General features: G+C 68.2%; 22 protein-coding genes. 13 read left to right on the plus strand and 9 right to left on the minus strand.

The annotated features are described in order from the left end of the window. Window positions 1–3: 3 nt before the first annotated feature. From AC1DNF_RS04645 to AC1DNF_RS04665, 5 genes are read right to left on the minus strand one after another with little or no spacing between them, the layout of a single operon-like run. Window positions 4–360 (minus strand): phenol hydroxylase subunit P4, encoded by a 357-nt coding sequence (locus AC1DNF_RS04645; RefSeq protein ID WP_478147381.1) that lies wholly within the window; start codon window positions 358–360, stop codon window positions 4–6. Next, window positions 357–1,934, minus strand: a complete 1,578-nt coding sequence (locus AC1DNF_RS04650) for an aromatic/alkene/methane monooxygenase hydroxylase/oxygenase subunit alpha (protein ID WP_478147382.1) — start codon at window positions 1,932–1,934, stop codon at window positions 357–359. The genes AC1DNF_RS04645 and AC1DNF_RS04650 overlap by 4 nt, the downstream gene beginning before the upstream one ends. A gap of 23 nt (window positions 1,935–1,957) precedes the next feature. Beyond that, complete coding sequence (locus AC1DNF_RS04655) at window positions 1,958–2,227, minus strand: MmoB/DmpM family protein (RefSeq protein WP_478147383.1); 270 nt, start codon at window positions 2,225–2,227, stop codon at window positions 1,958–1,960. Window positions 2,228–2,250: 23 nt separating this feature from the next. Then, on the minus strand, window positions 2,251–3,246 hold the full coding sequence (locus AC1DNF_RS04660) for an aromatic/alkene monooxygenase hydroxylase subunit beta (RefSeq protein ID WP_478147384.1): 996 nt from the start codon (window positions 3,244–3,246) through the stop codon (window positions 2,251–2,253). Between the two features lie 33 nt (window positions 3,247–3,279). Further along, a complete protein-coding gene (locus AC1DNF_RS04665; protein WP_478147385.1) occupies window positions 3,280–3,498 on the minus strand; it encodes a phenol hydroxylase subunit in 219 nt (72 codons plus the stop codon). A 283-nt stretch (window positions 3,499–3,781) separates the two neighbouring features. Here AC1DNF_RS04665 and AC1DNF_RS04670 point away from each other — a divergent pair, with 283 nt between their 5' ends. From AC1DNF_RS04670 to AC1DNF_RS04680, 3 genes are all read left to right on the plus strand, one after another. Continuing rightward, on the plus strand, window positions 3,782–5,467 hold the full coding sequence (locus tag AC1DNF_RS04670; RefSeq protein ID WP_478147386.1) for a sigma 54-interacting transcriptional regulator: 1,686 nt from the start codon (window positions 3,782–3,784) through the stop codon (window positions 5,465–5,467). Between the two features lie 8 nt (window positions 5,468–5,475). Next, window positions 5,476–6,210, plus strand: a complete 735-nt coding sequence (locus tag AC1DNF_RS04675) for a GntR family transcriptional regulator (RefSeq protein ID WP_478147387.1) — start codon at window positions 5,476–5,478, stop codon at window positions 6,208–6,210. Between the two features lie 154 nt (window positions 6,211–6,364). Beyond that, window positions 6,365–6,712 carry a PRC-barrel domain-containing protein gene (locus tag AC1DNF_RS04680; protein WP_478147388.1) on the plus strand — a complete coding sequence of 116 codons (348 nt, stop codon included), beginning with the start codon at window positions 6,365–6,367 and terminating at the stop codon, window positions 6,710–6,712. A gap of 27 nt (window positions 6,713–6,739) precedes the next feature. On the opposite strand, the gene AC1DNF_RS04685 is transcribed toward AC1DNF_RS04680, so the two are convergent. Further along, window positions 6,740–8,821: an NAD(+) synthase gene (locus AC1DNF_RS04685; protein WP_478147389.1), complete on the minus strand. Its 2,082-nt coding sequence runs from the start codon at window positions 8,819–8,821 to the stop codon at window positions 6,740–6,742. A 40-nt stretch (window positions 8,822–8,861) separates the two neighbouring features. Next, the gene (locus AC1DNF_RS04690; RefSeq protein WP_478147444.1) at window positions 8,862–12,452 is read right to left on the minus strand and encodes an indolepyruvate ferredoxin oxidoreductase family protein; all 3,591 of its coding nucleotides are present in this window, start codon (window positions 12,450–12,452) and stop codon (window positions 8,862–8,864) included. A gap of 92 nt (window positions 12,453–12,544) precedes the next feature. On the opposite strand from AC1DNF_RS04690, the gene AC1DNF_RS04695 reads away from it, so the two are divergent. Continuing rightward, the gene (locus tag AC1DNF_RS04695) at window positions 12,545–13,066 is read left to right on the plus strand and encodes an Lrp/AsnC family transcriptional regulator (RefSeq protein WP_478147390.1); all 522 of its coding nucleotides are present in this window, start codon (window positions 12,545–12,547) and stop codon (window positions 13,064–13,066) included. A gap of 7 nt (window positions 13,067–13,073) precedes the next feature. Here the strand turns inward: AC1DNF_RS04695 and AC1DNF_RS04700 are convergent, their stop codons facing one another. Next, complete coding sequence (locus tag AC1DNF_RS04700; protein WP_478147391.1) at window positions 13,074–14,504, minus strand: aminotransferase-like domain-containing protein; 1,431 nt, start codon at window positions 14,502–14,504, stop codon at window positions 13,074–13,076. Between the two features lie 162 nt (window positions 14,505–14,666). Between AC1DNF_RS04700 and gabT the strand changes: the two genes are divergently transcribed. The 9 genes from gabT to AC1DNF_RS04745 all read left to right on the plus strand — a co-directional run bounded on the left by gabT (window position 14,667) and on the right by AC1DNF_RS04745 (window position 23,798). Then, a complete protein-coding gene (gabT, locus tag AC1DNF_RS04705; protein ID WP_478147392.1) occupies window positions 14,667–15,959 on the plus strand; it encodes a 4-aminobutyrate--2-oxoglutarate transaminase in 1,293 nt (430 codons plus the stop codon). 14 nt (window positions 15,960–15,973) lie between these two features. Beyond that, window positions 15,974–17,083, plus strand: a complete 1,110-nt coding sequence (locus tag AC1DNF_RS04710) for an ABC transporter ATP-binding protein (protein WP_478147393.1) — start codon at window positions 15,974–15,976, stop codon at window positions 17,081–17,083. A gap of 52 nt (window positions 17,084–17,135) precedes the next feature. Continuing rightward, window positions 17,136–18,164: an ABC transporter substrate-binding protein gene (locus tag AC1DNF_RS04715; RefSeq protein WP_478147394.1), complete on the plus strand. Its 1,029-nt coding sequence runs from the start codon at window positions 17,136–17,138 to the stop codon at window positions 18,162–18,164. Between the two features lie 12 nt (window positions 18,165–18,176). Next, window positions 18,177–19,433: an ABC transporter permease gene (locus tag AC1DNF_RS04720; protein WP_478147395.1), complete on the plus strand. Its 1,257-nt coding sequence runs from the start codon at window positions 18,177–18,179 to the stop codon at window positions 19,431–19,433. Between the two features lie 18 nt (window positions 19,434–19,451). Further along, window positions 19,452–20,270 (plus strand): ABC transporter permease, encoded by an 819-nt coding sequence (locus tag AC1DNF_RS04725; RefSeq protein WP_478147396.1) that lies wholly within the window; start codon window positions 19,452–19,454, stop codon window positions 20,268–20,270. A 59-nt stretch (window positions 20,271–20,329) separates the two neighbouring features. Further along, window positions 20,330–21,808, plus strand: a complete 1,479-nt coding sequence (locus AC1DNF_RS04730; RefSeq protein ID WP_478147397.1) for an NAD-dependent succinate-semialdehyde dehydrogenase — start codon at window positions 20,330–20,332, stop codon at window positions 21,806–21,808. 115 nt (window positions 21,809–21,923) lie between these two features. Continuing rightward, window positions 21,924–22,526: a DUF1326 domain-containing protein gene (locus tag AC1DNF_RS04735; protein ID WP_478147398.1), complete on the plus strand. Its 603-nt coding sequence runs from the start codon at window positions 21,924–21,926 to the stop codon at window positions 22,524–22,526. Between the two features lie 12 nt (window positions 22,527–22,538). Further along, window positions 22,539–23,357: a DUF2182 domain-containing protein gene (locus AC1DNF_RS04740; protein ID WP_478147399.1), complete on the plus strand. Its 819-nt coding sequence runs from the start codon at window positions 22,539–22,541 to the stop codon at window positions 23,355–23,357. A gap of 123 nt (window positions 23,358–23,480) precedes the next feature. Then, a complete protein-coding gene (locus tag AC1DNF_RS04745; protein ID WP_478147400.1) occupies window positions 23,481–23,798 on the plus strand; it encodes a hypothetical protein in 318 nt (105 codons plus the stop codon). On the opposite strand, the gene AC1DNF_RS04750 is transcribed toward AC1DNF_RS04745, so the two are convergent. Continuing rightward, a complete protein-coding gene (locus tag AC1DNF_RS04750) occupies window positions 23,795–24,061 on the minus strand; it encodes a hypothetical protein (protein ID WP_478147401.1) in 267 nt (88 codons plus the stop codon). The two genes, AC1DNF_RS04745 and AC1DNF_RS04750, sit on opposite strands and share 4 nt — an antisense overlap. Between the last annotated feature and the right edge of the window lie 208 nt (window positions 24,062–24,269).

Raw genomic sequence — 24,269 nt, forward strand, 5'->3', positions numbered from 1 at the left:
GGCTCAGCTGAACGAGCCCTTGATGCCGGTGAGGCCCGGCGTGCGGAAGCGGATCGCGTCCTTGTGCTTCAGGCCGTTCTCGGCGAGCGACTTCGCCGGGTCGGGGCTCCAGGGCTGGCCCGACTTGAACCACTGCGCCCGGCTCCAGTCGATCTTCGCGAAGTCGGGGTGCCAGCCGTAGATGCCCGGCAGGATCGCCTCGGCCAGGGCGCCGAAGGGCGTGTCGGGCGGCAGCGGCAGGCAGAAGGGCGCGCAGAACATCAGGTGGTCTTCCCAGCCGATGTAGAGCAGCGGCGCGGGGAAGTTCTCGCGAACGTCCTTCGCGGGGAAGTGGTAGGGCTTGAGGGCGACGACGCTCATTTCGCATCTCCTGGTTCGGTGGGGGCGGACGGCGCGGCGTCTCCGCGCCAGGCGGCGAAGTTCTTCTGGTCCTCCGATCCCTCGAAGTCGAAGTTGTCGCGGCCGACGTTCATCTCGTAGTAGTCGAGCACCGCCAGCAGGGGGTCGAAGCCCGCCGCGGTCGGGTCGGTGCCGGGCTTGAAGCAGTGGCCCTGGTAGATCTGGTGCACCGGCAGCCACGACTGCACGTACTTCTCGGGCTCGTGGTCGAAGATGCCCTTGCAGTGGTCGCTGCAGAAGTGATATTTGTCGCCGAGGTAGTCCGACTCCCGGTAGCAGATCTTGGTGGCGTCGCCGGGCTCGGTGAAGAGCATCGGGATCTGGCAGGTGGTGCACAGCATCGGCAGCGTCTTGTTGTAGTAGCGGTTGCCCTTCTTCTGCTCCTCGCGGTAGTGCTCCAGCCGCGGGCGGTAGAGGGTGTCGAAGGTGTCGGGGTATTTCTCCGACAGCCACTGCATCTCCTCGTCGGTGGGCACCCAGGTGTGGAAGGGCGCGGCGGCGTTGTAGTTGTAGAAGGTGTTCCAGGCCTGGTGGCTGATGTGGTCCTTGCCCTCGCAGGCGTCCTTCCAGCCCTTGGGCTCGCGGATGCCGTAGCGCGCGAGGTCCTTGAAGAGCGCGCCGCCGTTCTGCTCGGCGTACATCTCCCACGCTTCCTTCCAGCTCATCACGCGCTTGGGCAGCATGTAGTCCTGCATCATGGCCACCAGCGTGAGCAGGCGGTAGCCGCGCCAGAACCACTTGTCGATCCAGCCCTGCACGATCGGCACGTTGGCCGGGTCCTGCTCGAGCAGGAACTTGATGCACTCGATGCCCAGCGTCATGTGGCGCGACTCGTCGCTCTGCGCCGAGAAGCCGAAGGTGACGGTGGACATGTCGCCGTTGTGCGCCGCGCCCGACATGAAGGGCACGAACAGCAGGTTCGTCAGCACATATTCGAAGGAGAAGCTCACCGCGACCAGGAATTCGAACGGGCCGCCGGTCATGGCGTCCTCGAAGAAGGACTTCGGCACCGACAGGTACCACACGCGGTCGAACCAGTGGTTCGCGTGGTGCATGCCGTTGAAGTACTTGTTGTAGTGGGAGATCGCGTGCGTCTCGGTCTGGTAGTGGCGCAGTTCGTCCACCGACTGCATCTGCGCGGCCACGCGCGCGCCCTCCCCCGTGAACTGCCGACCCACATGGGCGAAGCCGCGGTGCGCGCAGTATTCGAGAGGCGTCACGCCCTGGATGAAGAGCTTGAGGGCGTTGACGTAGCGCGCGTCGCTCACGCCGAGCTGGCCGTTGTTCTGCGCGAAGGCCTCGATCACGGCGTAGAGCTTCTTCTCCTTCTCGCCCTGGTACTTCCAGTAGGCGTCCATGGTCAGGCGGAAGGGGTCTTGCCACTTGTTCCAGTCGTGGACCTTGATGCCCTCGTACCTGTCGTACGGGAAGACCTTGTCCATGGGCTGGTAGCTGGTCTCCCAGCCGAGGCCGCGCGTCATGGCGGCGTAGCGTTCTTTCAGGCCGAGCTTTTTCTTTACGACACGGGTATCCATGATTTGTCTCCGAGGTTGGATGATCAGTGCTTCCAGCTGAGGGTCAGCTGGTCGTCGTCTTCGTCGATGTGGCCCGACAGCGTCACCAGGTTCACGTGCAGCTGCTGCAGGTCGTAGGGGCGGCCGGTCTGCGTCTCGATGGTTTCGCGCCGGATCGTCAGCCGGTCGGGCGCATCGATCTTCACGAGGCCGGGCGAATGCGTGATCACCGCGGCGGGGTTGTCGAAGGCGATGGCGTCGACCACCGGCCGCGACTCCTCGTTGTGCTGGAAGGCAATGAATACGTTGGACATGAGGGTTCCTCGGGTGATGAATGTCAGGCGCCGACGCCGGCCTTGCGGCAGCGCTCGGCCAGCTTGGCCCTGGCCTCGTCGAGCGCGTCCTGGCCCGCCTCGCCGAGCGCGAGCTCGGCCACGGGCGCCAGCGCGGCGCGGGCGCGTTCGGTCCAGTCCCGCACCCACTGCACGAGTTGCAGCCGGTTGGCTTCGGATTCGGCGGCCGCGGTCTTGACCACCGCGTCGACCCAGCGGGCGCTCTCGTCGTGCCACTCGGGCATGAAGGCCGTCAACATCGCCACCGCCGTGCCGCCCCGCAGGGCGATGTGGTCGTCCACGAAGCTGCCGTAGATCAGCGGGTACAGCAGGCCGTCGAGCGCGAGGTTCTGCGCCACGAAGAGCTCGAACGGGTCCTGCACGACGAAGGTGTCTTCCACATAGCGGCGCAGCACCTGCCAGCGCGGATCGTCCAGCCAGGCCTGCTTGCCGTCGTCGAGCACGCTGGGGTCGTCGAGCGCGAGGCCCAGCCGGGTGAGGTACTGCGCCACGCCCAGGTTGTCCATCGCGTGGAACATCGCCGGCGCGGTGAAGGCGGTGCCCCAGCCGTAGGCGCAGATCGAGGCGTTGTTCATGTTCGCGCCCCACGTCACGTGGCGCAGCGGCAGCAGCACCTGCAGTGCCTTCTGGCGCACGTCGTCGGGGATCTTGTCGACCATGGCGCGGTCGTCGACGAACTGGAAGTTGGATTCCATCGCGTCCTGCTGGCGGGCCCGCGCGATGGTCCAGTTGGCGTAGTAGAACTGGCGCGGGTCCTTGAGCACGTACCAGTCGGCCAGCACGATGGCGCTGCGCGAGGCGTCGAACAGTTCGTGGTCCGGGTCCCAGGTGGGACGGTAGTGGAAGTTGGCCGAAGGCTGCGCGCCCAGCGTCGCCTCCTGGTAGCGCGAGGCCGGCTTGTCGTCGCCGATGTATTTCGCGACATTGGCGAAGGTATTGCGCAGCGGCGTGATCTCGCGCGCCTGCAGGTCGATGTTCATTCGGTGTCTCCTGTCGGGGTTGTGGCGTAAAGGTCAGCTGTCGATGCGCTGCACGCGATTGATGCGGCAGAACTCGACGAAGGCTTGCGCGGGCAGCAGCAGTTCCACTGCGAGCTCGGGCCAGCCGATCGAAAACTCGAAGGACACCAGGCCGTCGGCGCGTTCTTCGAGCACGCGGACGAACCTGAGCGAGGTGTCGCAAACAGGCAGGTCGTTGGGAGGAGCGATGGAGGGCATGGAGAGGTCTTGCATGGCGGCTGGATGCGATGAACAACGCACAGCGCATGCCAGCAAAGGCGCCTCAACCCCATAATCTCGATAATTTACGGGTAAACCCCGACGATGGAGGCCCGACAGGGCATCGGCAGCCCCCTCGACGGCCGGCAGCAGAGGCCCGCACCCCGTGTTTTCCGCAGTGCAGCATGATCAATTCATTGACCGGCGACAAGCCCTTTTGACCATTTGATGAATACCATTGCGCCTTGCCGATCAGCGCCACATCGACACGCAAGTCCAATATCTCGATAATTTCACCATGTCGGATTCCACACTCCCGCCCCTGCCGTCGGACGCGGATCTGCGCCGGCTGGTGCACTTCTCGGCCGGCGACGGTCGTATCTGGCTTGCGGGGCAGCGCATGGTGCTGGTCCACACGGCCGCGCTCGGCGCGCTGCGGCGCGAGCTGATGCAGACCATCGGCCGCGAGCAGGCCCGCCGCGTGATGCTGCGCGCCGGCTATGCGTCGGGCGAACGCGACGCCGTGCTCGCGCGCAAGGTGCGTGGCAATGCGGCGCTGTTCGACATGTTCGCCGTCGGCCCGCAACTGCACATGCTCGAGGGCGCGGTGCAGGTCACGCCCGAGCGCTTCGAACTCGACATGGCCAGCGGCCACTACCACGGCGTGTTCCGCTGGGACCATTCATGGGAGGTCGAGATCCACACACGCGACTTCGGCCCGCAGGAGGAGCCCGTGTGCTGGATGCTGCTGGGCTATGCGTCGGGCTACACCAGCGCCTTCATGGGCCAGCCGGTGCTCTACAAGGAGGTGGACTGCCAGGCCTGCGGCGCCGAGCATTGCCGCATCGAGGGCCGTCCCCTGGCCGCATGGCCCGATGGCGAGGCGATGGCGCGCGACTACCACGCCGACTCGCTGATCGTGCGCATCGAGGACCTGCAGTCGCAGGTCGAGACGCTGCGCTCGACGCTCCAGCCGGCCGACGAGCTGGGCCCCCTGATCGGCCGCTCCCGGGCCTTCGGCGCGGCCGCCGAGCTGCTGCGCAAGGCCGCGGGCACGCAGGTCACCGTGCTGCTGACCGGCGAGACCGGCGTCGGCAAGGAACGCTTCGCGCGCGCCCTGCACCAGATGAGCCCGCGCGCGGCCAAGCCCTTCGTTGCCGTCAACTGCGCGGCGCTGCCGGGCGAGCTGATCGAGAGCGAACTCTTCGGTGCCGAGAAAGGCGCCTACACCGGCGCCAGCGCGGCCCGGCCCGGTCGCTTCGAGCGCGCCGACGGCGGCACGCTGATGCTCGACGAGCTCGGCGAGCTGCCGCTGCCGGCGCAGGCCAAGCTGCTGCGCGTGCTGCAGCATGGCGAGGTCGAGCGCCTGGGCGGCACGCAGCCGCGCAAGATCGATGTGCGCGTGGTGGCCGCGACCAACGTCGACCTCGACGCCGCCGTGGCCGCCGGGCGCTTCCGGCGCGACCTGATGTACCGGCTCAATGTCTACCCGATCCGCATTCCGCCGCTGCGCGAGCGCGTCGACGACATCGAGCCGCTGGCGCTGCACCTGCTGCAGCGCTTCGCCGCGCTGCACGACAAGCGCGTGGCCGGCATCACCGACCGCGCGCTCGATGCCATGCGCGGCTACCCCTGGCCGGGCAACGTGCGCGAGCTGGAGAACCTGATCGAGCGCGGCGTGATCCTGTCGAGCCCCGGCGAACCGATCGACGTGCACGAGCTGTTTCCCGCCCTGCCCGGCCGCGGCGCCGTCACCGTCAACGCGGCCGGCCAGCTGGCGCGTTGCGCGCCGGGCGCCGGCGCGGCGCTGTACGACGACGTGATGCGCCACGGCCTCAGCCTCGACTTGCTGGAGGACGCGTTGATCCAGGAAGCCGTGGAGCGCGCGGACGGCAATCTGTCGGCCGCGGCCCGCGCCCTGGGGCTGACCCGGCCGCAACTGAGCTACAGGCTGCAGCGCGTGCGCGAACGCGCGCAGGAGTGAATCGACCGATGGTGAAGCGTACCTTCCTGGCTCTCGTGGCCGCGCCCGGCGGCGTCATCGACGACGATGCCGACTCTTCGCGCACGCTGATCGAGCGTGCGTACGCGCAACTGCGCGACGACATCATCGAGGGGCGGCTGGAGCCCGGCACCAAGCTGCGGGTCGAGCATCTCAAGGCGCACTACAGCGTCGGCGCCGGCACCTTGCGCGAAGCCATCACGCGGCTGGTCAGCGATGCGCTGGTCGCGGCCGAAGGCCAGCGCGGCTTCCGCGTCACGGCGATCACGCTGGAAGACCTGGAGGACCTGACGCGGCTGCGCCTGTTCATCGAGATCGACGCCTTGCGCCAGTCGATCCGCCACGGCGACGCCGCGTGGCGCGCGCAGCTGCAACAGGCCTACGACGAGCTGTCGGGCTTCGAGCAGCCGATCCGCCCGCAGCTGCGCCGCCGCTGGGAGCTGCTCAACACACGCTTTCACGAGGCCCTGATCGCCGCCCATGCGTCACCTTGGACGCTCAGGGTCCTGCGGCTGCTGGCGCGCCATGGCGAACGCTACCGGCGCTATGCGATCGGCCTGACCGACAGCGGCCGCGACGTGCATGCGGAGCATCGCGAGATCTTCGAGCTGGCGATGCAGGGCCTGGAGGCGCGCGCGGCGCTCGCGCTCGAAGCGCACATCCGCGCCACGCCGGACCTGCTGCTGCGCGCGCAGCGCGAGGGCCGGCAGGTGCTGCCGGGCTGAGCCGAAGCGCACAGCCACGCGAGCCTGCGCCTACAGGAGAACAGCCCGAAGGCTGATCGGCCCGGGCGCGCGGCCGCGAGATACCCGCATTGCTGGGCTTTGGAAATCGAGGCCGGTGTCCCAGCAATGCCGGTCGATGGATTGGAGCGCGAACATGACGACGACCACTTTCAGCAACGATGTCATCTCTTCGGACCGCGTCGAAGGGACGACCGTCTACAACCCGGCGGGCGACAAGCTCGGCACGATCGACGACCTGATGATCGACAAGATCTCGGGCCAGGTCCGCTACGCCGTCATGGAGTTCGGGGGCTTCCTCGGGATGGGCACCGACCGGTACCCGATTCCCTGGCACATGCTCAAGTACGACACCTCGCAGGACGGCTATGTCGTGCCCCTGGACAAGAAGCAGCTCGACGCCGCGCCGCGCTACTCGCAGGACGAGGTGCCCGAGTACGACAGGGAGTACAGCACGAGCGTCGACCGGTACTACGGACTCTGATTCCGGTCGAGGCTTCGCGCCCGGCCCTCAGTCGGCGTCCTCGGGCACGGCCTCCAGATCCGCCATCCAGACCACCGCCTCGGAATCGCTGGGCGCGCGCCAGTCTCCCCGCGGCGACAGCGAGCCGCCGGAGCCGACCTTGGGCGCGTTCGGAACGCAGGAGCGCTTGAACTGGCTCGTCTTGAAGAAGCGGAACAGGAAGGTCCCCAGGTGGCGCCGGATGTCCTTCAGCGAATACTGGTTGTGCGGGCCCTGCAGGTCGTCCGGCCAGCGCCCGCTCTCGCGGTCATGCCAGGCGGCGTGGGCCAGGAAGGCCACCTTGGTGGGCTTGAAACCGTAGCGCAGCGTGTAGTAGAGATGGAAGTCCTGCAGCTCGTAGGGGCCGATCGTGTCCTCGGTCTTCTGCCCGGGCTGCGCGGCCCCGTCGCCATCCGCCGTGGCGCTGGAGGGGATCAGCTCCGGACTGACCTCGGTTGCGAGGATGTCCCTGAGCACCTGGCGGGCCGCATCGCCCGCTTCCCCGGTCTCGGCCACCCACCGCACGAGGTGCTTGACCAGCGTCTTCGGGATGCTGGCGTTCACGTTGTAGTGCGACATGTGATCGCCCACGCCATAGGTGCACCAGCCCAGCGCCAGCTCGCTGAGATCCCCGGTGCCGACCACGATGCCGCCATGAAAGTTGGCCAGCCTGAACAGATGGCTGGTGCGTTCGCCCGCCTGCACGTTCTCGAAGGTGATGTCGTACTGCGGCACGCCCTGGCCGAAGGGATGCCCCAGGTCGGTCAGCATCTGGGTGCAGCTCGGCCGGATGTCGATCTCGCTCGCCGTGCAGCCCAGGGCCAGCATGAGCCGGTGCGCCTGGTCTCGCGTGCGCTCGCTGGTGGCGAAGCCGGGCATCGTGAAGCCGAGGATGTTGGCCCGCGGCAGGCGGAGCCGGTCCATCGCCTGCGCGCACACGAGCAAGGCGTGGGTGGAATCGAGCCCGCCGGAGACGCCGATCACCAGCTTGTCGATGCCGGTGGCCTCGAGCCGCTGCACCAGCGACTGGACCTGGATGTTGAAGACCTCCAGGCAGCGCTCGTCCCGCTTGGCGGCATCGGCCGGCACATAGGGAAAGCGCTCGACCTGACGCAGCAGGCCGCGCGGCAGCTGGCGCGGCGGCTCCAGGTCGAAGCTGACGGTGCGCCATGCCGCCAGCGCGGCCTTGTGCTTCTGCGCCGACACGCCGAAGGAGTTCTGCCGCATGCGCTCGCGCGAGAGGTGCTCCAGGTCGACGTCGGCCATGATCAGGTGGGAGCGGTTGCTGAAGCGCTCGCTCTCGGCGAGCATCTCGCCGTTCTCGTAGATGAGGGACTGGCCGTCCCAGGCCAGGTCGGTGGTCGACTCGCCGATGCCGGCCGACGAATAGAGGTAGGCCGCCAGGCAGCGCGCCGAATGCAGGCTGACCAGCCGGTGCCGGTACTCGGACTTGCCGATCGTGATGTTGGAGGCCGAGAGGTTGACCAGCAGGGTCGCGCCGGCCAGCGCCGCGTAGCTCGAAGGCGGGATCGGCACCCACACGTCCTCGCAGATCTCGACGTGCAGCTTCAGCAGCGGAAGCTGGCGCGCCTGCAGCAGCAGGTCGGCGCCGAAGGGGACGCGCTGGCCGCACAGCTCGATCTCGGTGGCGAGCGCGCTGTCGGCCGCGCTGAACTGGCGCGCCTCGTAGAACTCGCCATAGTTCGGCAGATAGGTCTTGGGCAGCACGGCCAGCAGACGCCCGCCGGCGACCACGGCCGCGCAGTTGAAGAGCCGGTGATCGACCCGCAGCGGCAGCCCCACCACCGCCAGCGCGGCGATGTCGCGCGATGCCTCCACCACCTCCCGCAGCGCGGCCTCGCAGGCGTCGAGCAGTGCCGCCTGGTGGAAGAGGTCGTCGCAGGTGTAGGCCGAGAGGCCCAGTTCCGGAAAGGCCACCACGCGCGCGCCTTGCGCGCTCGCCTCGCGGTACAGCGCGATGCTTTCCCTGGCGTTGAACATCGGATCGGCGACGCGAATGCGCGGCACCGCCACAGCGACGCGGACGAAGCCGTGCCGGTACGGGTTCAGGAATTCGAGTTCGGTCTTCATGGCTTCATTCTGTCAGGCGAAGCCACGAGGACCTCGTCGATCAGCCGGCCACCACGGCGATCCCGCGGATCTGCCCGGCCTTGGCTTGCGATGCCGGCCGCGGGTAGCGCTTCGGCGCGAACCTGTACAGCAGTTCGGCCTCGCGGGTCCGGGCCAGCGCCAGGTTGGCGAGCTTCACGTGGCCGAATCCGCGCACGGACAGCGGGATGGCGGCGATCTGCGCGACCAGCGCCTGGTTGGCCGGGCTCAGCTCGGCCAGCAGTTCGTCGACGCGCTTCTCGAACTCGTCGATGAGGGTGCGTTCGAGCCGGCGTTCCTGCGTGTAGCCGAAGGGGTCCAGCGCGGTGCCGCGCAAGGCCTTTCCGCGCGCCAGCCAGCCCATGGCCGGCCACATCCAGGCGCCCAGGCGGATCTTCACCGGCGGCTGGCCGTTCTTCGGGCGCGCCAGGAACGGGGGGGCCATATGGAATTCGAGCTTGAGATCGCCTTCGAACTGCTGCAGGAGCCGGCTGCGGAACTCGCCGTTGCTGTAGAGCCGCGCCACCTCGTATTCGTCCTTGTAGCTCATCAGCTTGAGCAGGCTGCGGGCCACGTTGCGAGTCACCGGCAGCGCCGCATCGCCGCCGGCCAGCGCCGCCTCCTGCCGCTGGACGCGTCGCACCACGGCCTCGAAGCGGCGCGCCCACGCGGCGTTCTGGTAGCCGGTCAGATGCGCCTTGGCGCGTTCGAAGAGCAGGTCCAGCGAGGCATCATCGGCTTCGGGCGCGCGTGCGCCGGCGAGGCGTTCGAGCGCCTGCGGATCGCCCGCGGCAAGACGTCCCAGCGAGAAGGCCATCTGGTTGGAAGCGACGGCGACGCCATTGAGTTCGATGGCGCGCATGAGCGATTCCAGGCTCAGCGGAATGAGGCCCAGCTGCCAGGCATAGCCCGCCGCGAGGATGTTGGAGGCCAGCGTGTCGCCCATGAACTCCTCGGCGAGCGTCTGCGCGTCGAAGGTCTGGACCTGCTCGTCGCCCGCGACGAATCGCATCTTCTCCAGCAGCAGTTCGACCTTGAGGTCGGCGTCCGGGTTGCGAAGGGACTCGGCCACCGGGATCTCGTGCACGTTCGCCAGGATGCGGGTGCGGCCATGGCGGACCGTCTGCAAGGCATCCGCCGACGCCCCCACGACCACGTCGCAGGCCAGGATGGCATCGGCCTGCTGGGTATCGATGCGCACCTGGTTCAGCCGCTCGGCCATGTCGGCCAGGCGAACGAAGCTCAGCACCGCGCCGCCCTTCTGCGCGAAGCCCATGAAGTCGAGCACGCTGGCGGACTTGCCTTCGAGGTGGGCGGCCATCGCGATCACGGCACCGACGGTCACCACGCCGGTGCCGCCGACGCCGGTCACCAGCAGGTCGTAGGGCGCATCCCAGTTGCGGGCGGGCGGCCGCGGCAGCCTGGCCACCTGCTGCAGGAAGGCCTCCTTGCCCGCGGCCAGCGCGCCGCTCTTCTTGCGCAGGGCCCCGCCGCTCACGCCGACGAAGCTGGGGCAGAAGCCCTTCGCGCAGGAATAGTCCTTGTTGCAGCTGGTCTGGTCGATCTTTCGCTTGCGGCCGAATTCGGTCTCGTGCGGCAACACCGCCACGCAGTTGCTCTGCACGCTGCAGTCGCCGCAGCCTTCGCACACCGCTTCGTTGATGAACAGGCGCTTGGGGGGATCGGCCAGCTCGCCCTTCTTGCGGCGGCGGCGTTTCTCGGCGGCGCAGGTCTGCTCGTAGATCAGCACCGTGACGCCGGGGATCTCCCGCAGGCGGCGCTGCACGGCGTCGAGTTCGGCGCGGTCATGGAACTCCGTGCCGGCGGGGAAGCGGTCCTTGATCGCGTCGTACTTGTCGATCGCGTCGCTGACGACCACCACCTGCTTCACGCCTTCGGATTCCACCTGGCGCGCGATGGCGTCGACGCTGATCACGCCGTCGACCGGCTGGCCGCCGGTCATGGCGACCGCGTCGTTGAAGAGGATCTTGTAGGTGAGCGTCGCCTTGGCCGCGACGGCCTGCCGGATCGCGAGGTAGCCCGAGTGGTAGTAGGTGCCGTCGCCCAGGTTCTGGAACACGTGGGGCGTTCGCGTGAACATCGAGTGCGAGACCCAATCGACGCCCTCGCCGCCCATCTGGATCAGGCCGGCGGTGCTGCGATCCATCCAGTTGGCCATGAAGTGGCAGCCGATGCCGGCGCGCGCCGTCGACCCCTCGGGCACCTTGGTGCTGGTGTTGTGGGGACAGCCGGCGCAGAAATACGGCACCCGCTTCACCGAGTCGCCGCCGTTGCTGAGCAGTTCGGGGAGCGTGAAGTCGCGCACGTGCCGCAGGTGGTCGCCGAGTTCGCCGTTGTCGGGAAAGTGTTCGGCCAGCCAGTGCGCCACCAGCTCGATCAGGCGCGAAGGCCGAAGTTCGCCGAGCGCCGACACCAGGGGGTGGCCATTGCGATCCTGCTTGCCGACCAGCGCCGGCCGTGCGCCGGCGGGCGCGTTGTAGAACAGCTCGCGCATCTGGTTCTCGACGATCGCGCCCTTCTCCTCGACGATCAGGATCTCGTCGAGTCCCTGCGCGAAGGCCCGCAGGCGGGTCTGCTCGATCGGGAAGCTCAGGCCCACCTTGTAGAGGCGCACGCCGACCTTGGCCAGGCTCGCCGGCGACACCTCGAGCCGGCGCAGCACTTCCATCAGGTCGTAGTGCGCCTTGCCGCAGGTGACGATGCCCACCCTGGCATGCGGGCTCTCGATCACCTGGCGGTCGATGCTGTTGACGCGCGCGAAGGCCGCCACCGCCTCCAGCTTGTCCGCCTGCCTCGATTCGATCCGCAGCGAGGGCAGGTCGGGCCAGCGGTAGTGCAGGCCGTCGGCGGGCGCCTGATGGCCGGTGGCGGCGCGCACCGTCTCGGCATCGCCCCAGGCGGCGACGCGGGCGCCGATCAGGTCGAGGTCGACGGTGCCCGCGCTCTCGACCACTTCGGACAAGGCGGCCATGCCCACCCAGGCGCCGGAGAAGCGCGAGAGTTCGTAGCCGTAGAGGCCGAACTCCAGGTACTCGGCCACGTTGGCCGGCTGGAGGATGGGCATGCTCCACGCGACGAAGGCATGGTCGCTCTGATGCGGCATCGAGGACGAGACGCAGCCGTGGTCGTCGCCGGCCACCACCAGCACACCGCCGTGCGGCGACGCGCCGTAGGCGTTGCCGTGCTTGAGGGCGTCGCCGGCGCGGTCCACGCCGGGGCCCTTGCCGTACCACATGGCGAACACGCCTTCGACCGTGCGCTCGGGGTCGGACTCGACGCGCTGCGTGCCCAGCACCTGCGTGGCGGCCAGCTCCTCGTTGATGGCCGGCACGAAGCGGATGCCGGTGTCCTTGAAGCGCGCGCCGGCCTTCCAGATGGCCTGGTCCACCATGCCGAGCGGCGAGCCGCGGTAGCCGCTGACGAAGCCCTGGGTCGCAAGGCCGCGGGCCGCGTCGCGCTGCCGCTGCATCAGCAGGATGCGCACCAGCGCCTGCGTGCCGGTCAGGTAGATGGTTCCAGTCGATGCCCAGAGGCTGTCCGCCAGTTGATATTCGGGACGCAGGACGGGAGATGGGGACGAGGGGGTAGTCATGCGGGCCATTGTTCTTCTCCTTCGCAGGTAAGTGCTTCTTCAATACACTAGCGAAATCCCCTATTCAAAGAGAATCCTTCTCAAATCACCCCATGGAAGTCGATCCTGTTCTTCTGGACGCTCACAGCCTGAAGATTCTTTTCGAATTGCAGCGCGACGCGCGGCAGACCGTGCAGCAGATCTCGGACGCGGTGGGCCTCTCGCCCACGCCCTGCTGGAAGCGCATCAAGGACATGGAAGCCGCGGGCGTGATCCTGGGCTACACCGCCGTGGTCGACCGGGAAAAGGTGGGCCTCCATGTCGCGGCGGTCGCCGAGGTGAACCTGGACCGGCACAGCGAATCGCAGGTACGGCGCTTCGAGGAAGCGGTCGCGGCGAGCCCGCAGATCGTGCGCTGCGTGTCCGCCACCGGCCCGGCGGACTACATCCTCACCGTGCTGGTGCCGGACATGAAGCACTACGAGCGCTTCCTGCACGAGACCCTCTTCAGTCTTTCCGGCGTGACGCATGTTCGCTCCAGCATCGTGCTGAAGGACATCAAGTCCGAGGTGGCCCTGCCGATCGACCAGGTCGCGCAGCCTTCGGCGCCCGCGCGGCGCGGCCGCCGCGGCTGAGGGCGCTTCAGTCCTCGGACAGCTGCGTGAGCGCGTCGCTCTGCTGTTCGATGGCGCGCTCCAGGAAGCGCCACAGCCTTTCGTCCTCGCTGAAGGCGACGTTGAAGCGCAGCCAGCCGGTGGGGTGCGGATCGACCAGGAACAGCTCTCCCGGGCCGAGCAGGATGCCCTCGCCCGCCGCGCGCCTGGAGAGCTCGGCGCTGTCGGCGATGTCCGGATGGCGCGCCCACAGGTACATGCCCATTCCCGGCTCGAAGAACAGTTCGAAGCCCAGCGCCTCCAGCCGCCGCGCCACGCGGGCATGGGAGCCGGCCAGCCGCTCGCGCAGCGACTTCAGGTGCTTGCGCCAGCGGCCGTCGGTCACCGCGCCGAAGGCCAGCCGCTCGGTGATGTCGGACGAGGTCAGGCCGGAAACCATCTTGAGCTGGGCCAGCTCCTCCAGCAGAACGGGCTCGGCGACGACGTAGCCGACCCGCAGGTTCGGCGAGATGGTCTTGGAGAAGCTGCCCACGTACACGACCCGGCGCAGCTGGGCCAGGCTGGCGAGCGACGGGCGCATGGAGCTGTCCATGTCGGCGTAGATGTCGTTCTCGACCAGCACGACATCGTGCGCATGCGCCAGCTGCAGCAGGCTCACCAGTTGCGGCAGCGAGGCCATCGAGCAGGTCGGGCTCTGCAGGCGCGGCTGGGTGAAGAAGGCCTTGGGCCGGTGCACGGCCAGCAGGGCCTCCAGCGCGGGCAGGTCGTAGCCGCTGGGCGTGCGCGGCACGCCGATGAGGTTCACGCCGAGAAAGCGCAGCATGAACATCAGGTTGGGGTAGCCGGGGTCGTCCACCAGCACCGCGTCGCCCGGCTTGAGCAGCCGGCGCGCCACCAGGTCGAGCGCCTGGCTGGAGCCTTGCGTGAGCAGGACCTGCCCGGCCTCGACGACGATCTGGTGCTCCGACAGCGACTCGGCCACCGCCATGCGCAGCGCCATGTGCCCGAAAGGCAGGCCGTAGCCGCCGATGTCCGTGCCTTCGGAAGCCAGGTGGCGCAGGCTGCGGCGCATGCCCTCCTCGAACAGCCAGTCGTGCGGCAGCCATCCGCAGCCCGGCTTGAGCGGGAGGTTGCGGTTCTCGAAGATCTGCTGCAGGTACCAGCGGGCGTCGAAGCGCGGGTCGAGGCGCGGCGCGCCGGCCGCGCCGGCCCCGCGGTCCTCGGCGCGGCGCTTGACGAAGAAGCCCGCGTTGGCGCGCGACATCAGCAGGCCCTGCGCTACCAGCCGGTCGTAGGCCTCGACCACGGTGAAAACACTGACGCCATGGGCCGCCGCGAATGCCCGAATCGAGGGAAGCTTGCTGCCGGGCTTGAGCTTCTGCGTGCCGATCAGCCCGCGCAGCCCCTCCACGATCTGGCTGACCAGAGGTGTCGGTAGTTCGGGACGAAGGATGAGCATCAGGGAAGCCGGCAGACCGCGCCGCACCATATTGAGGAATCTATGTACAGGATACAAGACCAGCACAGTCCACTGGATGATCGTGCCGGCTGTACATGGCCGCGCCGGAATGGAGTGCCTACAGTGCGCCCATCCCATCCATCCAGGTACAGGTCCTCCCCCATGCAGCGCGAACCTCTTCTCAGCAACGCCACCCTCATGGCGCGGCGCCACGCGGCGGTCGCCCGCGGCGTCGGCCAGGCCCATGAGATCTTCATCAGCCGCGGCAGCAACGCCGAGGTCTGGGACGTCGAGGGCCGCCGCTACATCGACTTCGCCGGCGGCATCGCCGTGCTCAACACCGGCCACTGCCACCCGGAGATCAGCGCCGCCGTGAAGGCCCAGGTCGACCTCTATTCGCACACCTGCTTCCAGGTGCTGGCCTACGAGCCCTACGTCGAGCTCGCCGAACGCCTGAACGCGCTCGCCCCCGGCAACTTCGCGAAGAAGTCGATCTTCCTGAGCACCGGCGCCGAGGCGGTCGAGAACGCGGTCAAGATCGCGCGCTCGTTCACGCGGCGCCCCGGCGTCATCGCCTTCACCGGCGGCTACCACGGCCGCACGATGATGACGCTCGGCCTCACGGGCAAGGTCGCTCCGTACAAGGTCGGCTTCGGGCCGTTCCCGGGCGAGGTCTTCCATGCGCTGTATCCGAATGCGCTGCACGGCGTGAGCGTGGACGATGCGCTGCGATCGGTCGAGCTGCTGTTCAAGAACGACATCGAGCCCGAACGCGTGGCGGCCTTCATCCTGGAGCCTGTGCAGGGGGAAGGCGGCTTCTACGTGGCGCCCGCCGGCTTCGTCGAGGGCCTGCGCGCGCTGGCCGACCGCCACGGCATCCTGCTCATCGCCGACGAGGTCCAGACCGGCGCGGGCCGCACCGGCACCTGGTTCGCGAGCGAGCAGTGGCCGGTGGCGCCCGACCTGATCACCACCGCCAAGTCGATGGCCGGCGGCTTCCCGATCTCCGGCGTGGTGGGCCGCGCAGAGGTGATGGACGCGCCCGCGCCCGGAGGGCTGGGCGGCACCTATGCCGGCAGCCCGATCGGCTGCGCCGCGGCGCTGGCCGTGCTCAAGGTCTTCGACGACGAGCAGCTGCTCGCGCGCAGCAAGGCGCTGGGCGAGCGCCTGATGGCGGGCCTGCGCCGCATCGCGGCCGCGCAGCCCGCCATCGGCGACGTGCGCGGCCTCGGCGCCATGGTGGCGATCGAGCTGTTCGAGCAGGGCGACATCGCCCGGCCGGACGCCGCTCTCACCCGCAAGGTGGTCGCGGAGGCTGCCCGGCGCGGCCTGATCCTGCTGTCCTGCGGCAGCTACGGCAACGTGATCCGCGTGCTGGTGCCGTTGACGGCATCCGACTTGCTTGTCGACGAGGGCCTGGCGCTCCTGGCGGACAGCTTCGCCGCGCTTCGCTGATCGACCCGCCGCCCGTGAACACCATCTCCACCACAGACGAACCGCTGGTGCGCTTCCAGCGCGTCCAGAAGACCTACGACGGTGAACACCTCGTGGTGCGCCAGCTCGATCTGGACATCCATCGCGGAGAGTTCCTGAGCCTGCTCGGGCCCTCGGGCTCGGGCAAGACCACCACGCTGATGATGCTGGCGGGCTTCGAGTCGCCGACCTCCGGCGACATCCTGCTGGAGGGCCGGCAGATCACGCGCACGCCGCCGCACAAGCGGCACTTCGGCATGGTGTTCCAGAACTACGCGCTGTTCCCGCACATGAGCGTGGGGCAGAACGTGGCCTACCCGCTCACGGTGCGCAAGGTGTCGAAGGACGAGCAGCAGCGCCGCGTGCGGCGCGCGCTCGACATGGTGCAGCTGCGCGGCATGACCGACCGCCTGCCCGGCCAGCTCTCGGGCGGCCAGCAGCAGCGCGTGGCGCTGGCGCGCGCGCTGGTGTTCGAGCCCCAGCTGGTGCTGATGGACGAGCCGCTCGGCGCGCTCGACAAGCAGCTTCGCGAGCACATGCAGATCGAACTCAAGGACCTGCACCGCCAGCTCGGCGTGACCTTCGTCTACGTCACGCACGACCAGGGGGAGGCGCTGACCATGAGCGACCGCGTCGCGGTGTTCAACGAGGGCATGATCCAGCAGCTGGACACGGTCGACCGGCTGTACGAGAAGCCCGCCAACCGCTTCGTGGCCGGCTTCGTCGGGGACAACACGGTGCTCAAGGGCCAGCTGAGGCAGGCCGGCGAGCGCGCCGACATCACCCTTGGCGACGGCCGCGTGCTGAGCGGCCTGAACGTGAGCGGCGCGCCCGCGGGCACGGCGGTCGAGGCCTGCATCCGCCCGGAGCGCGTGGTGCTGCACCGGCAACCCGAGGCGCCCGGCCCCAACATGCTGCAGGCCGAGGTGGCGCGCGTCATCTACTTCGGCGACCACCTGCGGCTGCTGTGCAGCGTGGGCGGCGGCCAGGCCGAGGCGACCGTGAAGCTGCCGCTGACCGGCCTGGCCGGCAGCGCACCGCCGCAAGGCGGCGAGCGCGTGTCGCTCGAGTTCCCGGCCGGCCACACGCGCATCTACGCGAACTGAACACGCCCGCATTTTTTCCCGTCCCCGTCCACCACCCAGGAAGCTACCCGCCATGAAAAAGACTCTCCTCGCATGCATCCTCGCTGCAGGGTTCGCGCTGCCGGCCCTCGCGCAGCAGCAGATCACCGTCGTCAACTTCGGCGGCGCCAATGCCAACGCCCAGAAGAAGGCCTACTACGAGCCCTTCGAGAAGACCGGCATCAAGGTCGTCCCGGTCGAATACAACGGCGAACAGGCCAAGATCAAGGCCATGGTCGAGACCAAGAAGGTCACCTGGGACGTGGTCGAGGTCGAATCGCCCGACGCCGCGCGCGGCTGCGACGAGGGCCTGTTCGAGAAGCTCGACTACTCGAAGATCGGCAACAAGGCGGACTTCCTTCCGGCCGCCGTCACGGAATGCGGCATCGGCGTGTTCGTCTGGTCCACCGTCATGGCCTACAACGGAGAGAAGCTCAAGACCGCGCCGACCACCTGGGCCGACTTCTGGGACGTGAAGAAGATCCCGGGCAAGCGCGGCATGCGCAAGGGCGCGCGCTACAACCTCGAATTCGCGCTGATGGCCGACGGCGTGAAGCCCGCCGACGTCTACAAGGTGCTCGCCACCAAGGAAGGCGCGGACCGCGCATTCAACAAGCTCACCGAGCTCAAGCCCAACATCCAGTGGTGGGAAGCCGGCGCGCAGCCGCCGCAGTTCCTGGTCGCGGGCGACGTGGTGCTGACCACGGTCTACAACGGCCGCATCGACGCGGCCAACCGAGAAGGCCGCAACCTCAAGATCTTCTGGCCGGGCGGCATCTACGACCTCGACTACTGGGTCATCCCCAAGGGCGCGCCGAACAAGGAGGCTTCGCTGAAGTTCATCCAGTTCGCCATGCAGCCGGCCGCGCAGGCGGTCTATGCGCAGAACATCGCCTACGGCCCGACCAACACCAAGGCCCTGGCTTCGCTCGACAAGAAGGTGCTGGACGATCTGCCGACCTCGGCGGCCAACGCCAAGGAGGCGCTGCAGTTCAGCGTCGCGTTCTGGGCCGACCAGGGCGAAGCGCTCGAGAAGCGCTTCGCATCCTGGGCCACGCAGTAAGAGCAAGTCGCCATGAGTTCTGCAGCGGTCGCCCCCCTCCTCCAGCCCGATGCGCCGCCGCAGGACCTTCGGCGCGCGATGGCGCGCGCGGAGGCTCGCCGCAAGCGGCGCGCCTTCGCGCTCACGCTGCCGCTGCTGCTGTTCCTGCTGCTGACGCTGCTGGTGCCGATCGTGGCGCTGCTGCAGCGCGCGGTCGAGAATCCGGAGGTGGCGAACGCGCTGCCGCGCACGGTGCGCGCCCTCGATGGCTGGAATCGCAAGGACACGCCCGCGCCCGAGGCTTTCGCCGCGATCGCGGCCGACCTCGCCCGATTGCCCGACAGCTCCGACGCCGGCGCCCTGGCGCGCCGCCTCAACACCGAGATCGCCGGTGCCCGCTCGCTCGTGATGGGCACCTTCCGGGCGCTGCCGATCGCCGGCACGCCGCAACAGGTCAAGGCCCGCATGCTGGAGATCGACGCCCGCTGGGCCGAGCTTCCCTACTGGCAGGCGATCGCCAAGAACGGCTCGCGCTGGACGCCGGACTACCTGCTCGCCTCGGTCGACCTGCGGCGCGACGCGTCGGGCAGCGTCGCGCGCATGCCGGCGGACCAGCGCGCCTTCACCGGCATCCTGGTGCGCACCTTCGAGATCAGCGCGGTGGTCACCTTCTTCTGCCTGCTGCTCGCCTATCCGCTGGCCTGGTGGCTTTCCACGCTGCCGGCGCGCAAGGCCAACATCCTGATGATCCTGGTGCTGGTGCCCTTCTGGACCTCCATCCTCGTGCGCGTGGCGGCCTGGATCGTGCTGCTGCAGTCCGAGGGGCTGGTCAACCGCGGCCTCATGGGCATCGGCCTGATCGACCATCCGCTGGCGCTGCTGTTCAACCGCACGGGCGTCATCATCGCGATGGTGCACATCCTGCTGCCCTTCATGATCCTGCCGCTCTACAGCGTCATGAAGAGCGTGCCGCCAACGTACCTGCGCGCGGCGGTGTCGCTGGGCAGCGCGCCGCTGGCGGCCTTCTTCCGCGTCTATGTGCCGCAGACCTATCCGGGCATCGGCGCCGGCGCTCTGCTGGTCTTCATCCTGGCGATCGGCTACTACGTGACGCCGGCGCTGCTGGGCGGCGCCGACGACCAGATGCTGAGCTACTACATCGCGCGCTACACCAACGTGGAAGTCAACTGGGGCATGGCCTGCGCACTGGGCAGCCTGCTGCTGGCCGCCACCCTCGTGCTCTATGCCGTGTACCGCCGCATCGGCAAGGCCGAGTTGAGCCTGGGCTGAAGCGCACGAAAGACAAGCATGCCGAAGCTCCCCTCATTCCCCGCCTACGCCACCTTCGCCGACAAGCTCGGCTGGTGGCTGGTGCGTGCCGGCTGCGTGGCGGTGCTGGCCTTCCTGCTGGCGCCGATCCTGGTGGTGATCCCGCTGTCCTTCTCCGACAGCTCGTTCCTGGCCTACCCGATTCCGGGATGGTCGCTCAAGTGGTATCGCAACCTGTTCGAATCGCCCGAGTGGGCGCGCGCGGCACGCAACAGCTTCATCGTCGCGCCTTCCGCCACGGTGATCGCCACGGTGCTGGGCACGCTGGCCGCGGTGGGCCTGTCGCGAACCAACTTCGCCTTCAAGGGCCTGCTGATGAGCGTGCTGATCTCGCCCATGGTGGTGCCGGTGGTGGTGGTGGGCGTGGCGACCTACCTCTACTTCGCACCCCTCGGGCTGGCCGACACCTATTTCGGCCTGATCGTCGTGCATGCGGCACTGGGGGCGCCCTTCGTGCTGACGACGGTGCTCGCCACGCTGGCAGGCTTCAATCACAACCTGGTGCGCGCCTCGCTGAGCCTGGGCGAGACGCCGTTCAGGACCTTCATGCGCATCACGCTGCCGGTGATCGCGCCGGGCGTGATCTCGGGGGCGTTGTTCGCCTTCGCCACCTCCTTCGACGAAGTGGTGGTGACGCTGTTTCTCGCCGGGCCCGACCAGGTCACGCTGCCGCGCCAGATGTTCACCGGCATCCGCGAAAATATCTCGCCGACCATCGCCGCCGTCGCGACGCTGCTGATCGTCTTCACGACCTGCCTGCTGCTGGCCCTCGAATGGCTGCGCGGCCGGCGCCGCTGAGTGCAAGAGGCCGGCGCGGACGCCGTCGGCCCGTATTCGAAGACAAGGAACACCCGATCATGGACATGAAGACTTCTCCCCTCGGCCTGCTGAAGGACCCGAGCCTGCTCAAGACCGATGCGCTGGTCGACGGCGAATGGCTCGCCGGCGCCGGCCGCTTCGACGTCAACGACCCCGCCACCGGCCTGAAGCTGGCCGACGTGGCCAACCTCACGCGCAAGGACGCCGCGGCCGCCGTGGCCGCAGCCAACAAGGCGCTGCCCGGCTGGCGCGGCAAGACCGGCAAGGAGCGCAGCATCATCCTGCGCAAGTGGTTCGACCTGCTGATGGCCAACGCCGAAGACCTCGGCCGCCTCATGACCGCCGAGCAGGGCAAGCCCTTCGCCGAAGCCAAGGGCGAAGTCGCCTACGCCGCCAGCTTCGTCGAATGGTTTGCCGAGGAGGCCAAGCGGGTCAACGGCGAGACCCTGCCGCCCTTCGACAACAACCGCCGCCTGCTGGTGGTGCGCCAGCCCATCGGCGTCTGCGCGGCAATCACGCCGTGGAATTTCCCGCTCGCGATGATCACGCGCAAGGTGGCGCCGGCGCTCGCCGCCGGCTGCCCGGTGCTGATCAAGCCGGCCGAGCTCACGCCGCTGACCGCCCTGGCGGCCGCGGAACTCGCCCTGCGCGCGGGCATTCCGGCCGGCGTGCTGAACGTGCTGACCGCCGACAGCGCCAACAGCATCGCCATCGGCAAGGAGCTGTGCGAGAACGACGTCGTGCGCCACCTGAGCTTCACCGGCTCGACCGAGGTCGGCCGCATCCTGATGGCCCAGTGCGCGCCGACCGTCAAGAAGCTCTCTCTGGAGTTGGGCGGCAACGCCCCCTTCATCGTGTTCGACGACGCCGACATCGACTCCGCGGTGGAAGGCGCCATGGCCAGCAAGTACCGCAATGCCGGCCAGACCTGCGTGTGCGCCAACCGGATCTATGTCCAGGACGGCGTGTTCGACGCTTTCGTCGAGAAGTTCGCGGCCAAGGTCACGGCCCTGAAGGTCGGCAACGGCTTCGAGGACGGCGTCGTGCAGGGCCCGCTGATCGAGCCGGCCGCCGTGGAGAAGGTCGGCAGGCACGTGGCCGACGCGCTCGCCAAGGGCGGCCGGCTGCTGGCCGGCGGCCATGCGCTCGCGGGCCAGTTCTTCGAGCCGACCGTGGTGGCTGATGCCACCGCCGACATGCTGTGCGCCAGGGAAGAGACCTTCGGCCCGTTCGCGCCGGTGTTCCGCTTCAAGACCGAGCAGGAGGCCATCGACGCGGCCAACAACACCGAATTCGGCCTGGCCAGCTATTTCTACAGCCGCGACGTCGGCCGCATCTTCCGCGTGGCGGAGGCGCTGGAATACGGCATGGTGGGCATCAACGCCGGCGTCATCGCGACCGAGCACGTGCCCTTCGGCGGCGTCAAGCAGTCGGGGCTGGGCCGCGAGGGCTCCCACCACGGCATCGACGACTATGTCGAGATCAAGTACCTCTGCCTGGGCGACATCCTGAAGTAGGCCGACCGCCGTCGTACTGGACTCGGGGCATCGCCCGGCGTAGGATTTCTTCCCTTGCCGCGCGAGCTGCGGCGACGCAGTGCGCATTCGTGTGGCTTCATCCGAGGAGGTTCATATGAGTTATCACCTGGAAGGTCGCCTGCTCGAGGTCTGCAACTGCAACGTCCTCTGTCCATGCTGGATCGGCGAGGACCCCGACAACGGAACCTGCGACACCATCGTCGCCTGGCGAATCGACAGCGGGACCGTCGACGGCCTCGACGTCGGCGGCAACACCATCGCCGCGGTGGCGCATGTGCCCGGCAACATCCTGCAAGGCAACTGGACCGCCGCGATCTACGTCGACGACAAGGCGTCCAAGGAACAGGAAGAGGCACTGCTCAAGGTCTACACGGGCCAGGCCGGCGGGCCGATCGCGGACCTCGCCAAGCTCATCGGCACGGTCGTCTCGGTGGAACGGGCGAAGATCGACTTCACGGTGACGGAGGGCAAGGGCGAACTGAAGATCGGCAAGGACTATTACGCCGAGCTCGAGCCCTACCGCGGCGCGACCGGCGGCCAGACCGTCCTGTCCGACACCGTGTTCTCCACCGTGCCCGGGGCTCCGGTGTTCGTGGGCAAGGCGCCGACCTATCGATCGAAGAACGCCGCCCTCGGCATCGACCTCGACATCAAGAACCACAACGCACTGCAGAGCACCTTCGTCTTCGACGCCTGAGCGCGTGCAGCCATGAGCACCATCGCGGGTGCCGCGCCCTCGGCGGCGGCCGCCCGTCATCGCCGCGTGTTCCTGCCGCTCCTCGCGGCGCTCATCGCGCTCGCGTGGGTGGCGCTGTGGGCGCTGGCGCGCAGTCCCTACGGACGCTATCTCGAACACGATGACTGGGCGGCCTCGGGACCTGCGGCCTTCCTGTGCCGCGCCGTGCCCGGCGGCGAGGTGATCGTGCCCCTGGTGTTCTACGCCCTGGCGTGGATGCTCATGACCGCGGCCATGATGCTTCCGACCACACTGCCTCTTTTCGCCGCCTTCGACCGTCTCACGGCGGGGCGCCCCGACCACGGACGCCTTCTCGCGCTGCTCGGCCTGGGTTACATGACGGTGTGGGGTGCCTTCGGTCTGCTGGCGCACCTGCTTCACGGCGTGCTGCTGTCATTGCTTGCGGCCGCGCCCTCGCTGGCATGGCATGGCTGGGTGATCGGCGCGGCGATCATCGCGGTGGCCGGCGCCTTCCAGTTCAGCCAGCTCAAGTACCGGTGTCTGGAAGAATGTCGCACGCCCTTGAGCTTCGTCATGGAGCACTGGCGCGGTCGCGCGCAGGCGCGCCATGCCTTTGCGCTCGGCATGCACCACGGCCTGTTCTGCGTCGGCTGCTGCTGGGCGCTGATGTTGCTGATGTTCGCGCTCGGCACCGGCAGCCTCGGCTGGATGCTCCTGCTCGCCGCCGTGATGGCGGTGGAGAAGAACCTGCGCTGGGGCCGGCGTCTCAGCACGCCGCTCGGGCTGGGGCTTCTGGGTTGGGCCATCGTCCTGGTCGCCACCCACACCTGAGCCGCGGGCTGCGCGAGCAGGCCTGCGTCGCCGGCGGCGCTGGCCTATCACCATCAGCAGGGTTGACGCCTGCAATGGCAGAGCGCTCAATCGACCTTCCCGACAGCCTCTGGAGGGTCCGGCATGAAGACGTCTTCAGTCGTGGCAGTTGTTGCCGGTTGCACATTCGCTGTCGGCTGCGACGTGCAGCCGAGTGTTCTGTTCGTGGCAGACGGAAGCCCTTTCCAGGTGCTGCAGTTGACCGACGCCCAGGATGATTGCCCCTCGCCATCCCGTGTCTGTTACCTGACGTCGTGGGATGGCGGAACCTCGACCGGATGCTGGGTCCGCGAACCCGGCAACGTTCGCGCACGTTTTCCGGATCGGGGGGACAAGCTCATCCCGGTGGGCGCATTCCGCCGCACGACATTGGCTGATTACCGGAACGCCACCTTGGACTAGACCGATGTGTCCTTGGGTTGGCGCTCGTTTCGATCGGTGTGGATCAGCAACTCGTAGAGGTGCGCCAAGGCTTCGTGCTGTCCCCGGTCCTCCAGATGTTGCTGGCGACGCGCATCGATGGCGTTCCCGATCTCCGCGATGACGTCGGCAATCCGGAGATGCCCGTTGCGCTGCAGGACGACCAGAGTCGCCAGAAGGCCGTGGATTGCGGCGGTGCCTCGATCCATCGGCGGGTCGTGTGCTTCGGTGCGTGGCATGCTCATGGTGACCTCCAGCAAAGATGGCATCGTAGCCCCGGCTGGCCGCCCGGGGGGGTGCCGCAACGGACAGCGCCACCGGCCGAGGATTGTCCCCTGGCCTCGTGGACAGACCTGTGGACAACGGCAGGGGAAACCTCAGGGATTGGCTCCAGACTTGGCTCGGGACGCGATGCCTCATAAACAGGCACTACCGCGGACAGCTCCATTTCCC

The organism is Variovorax sp. 01T432 (genome assembly GCF_056398605.1).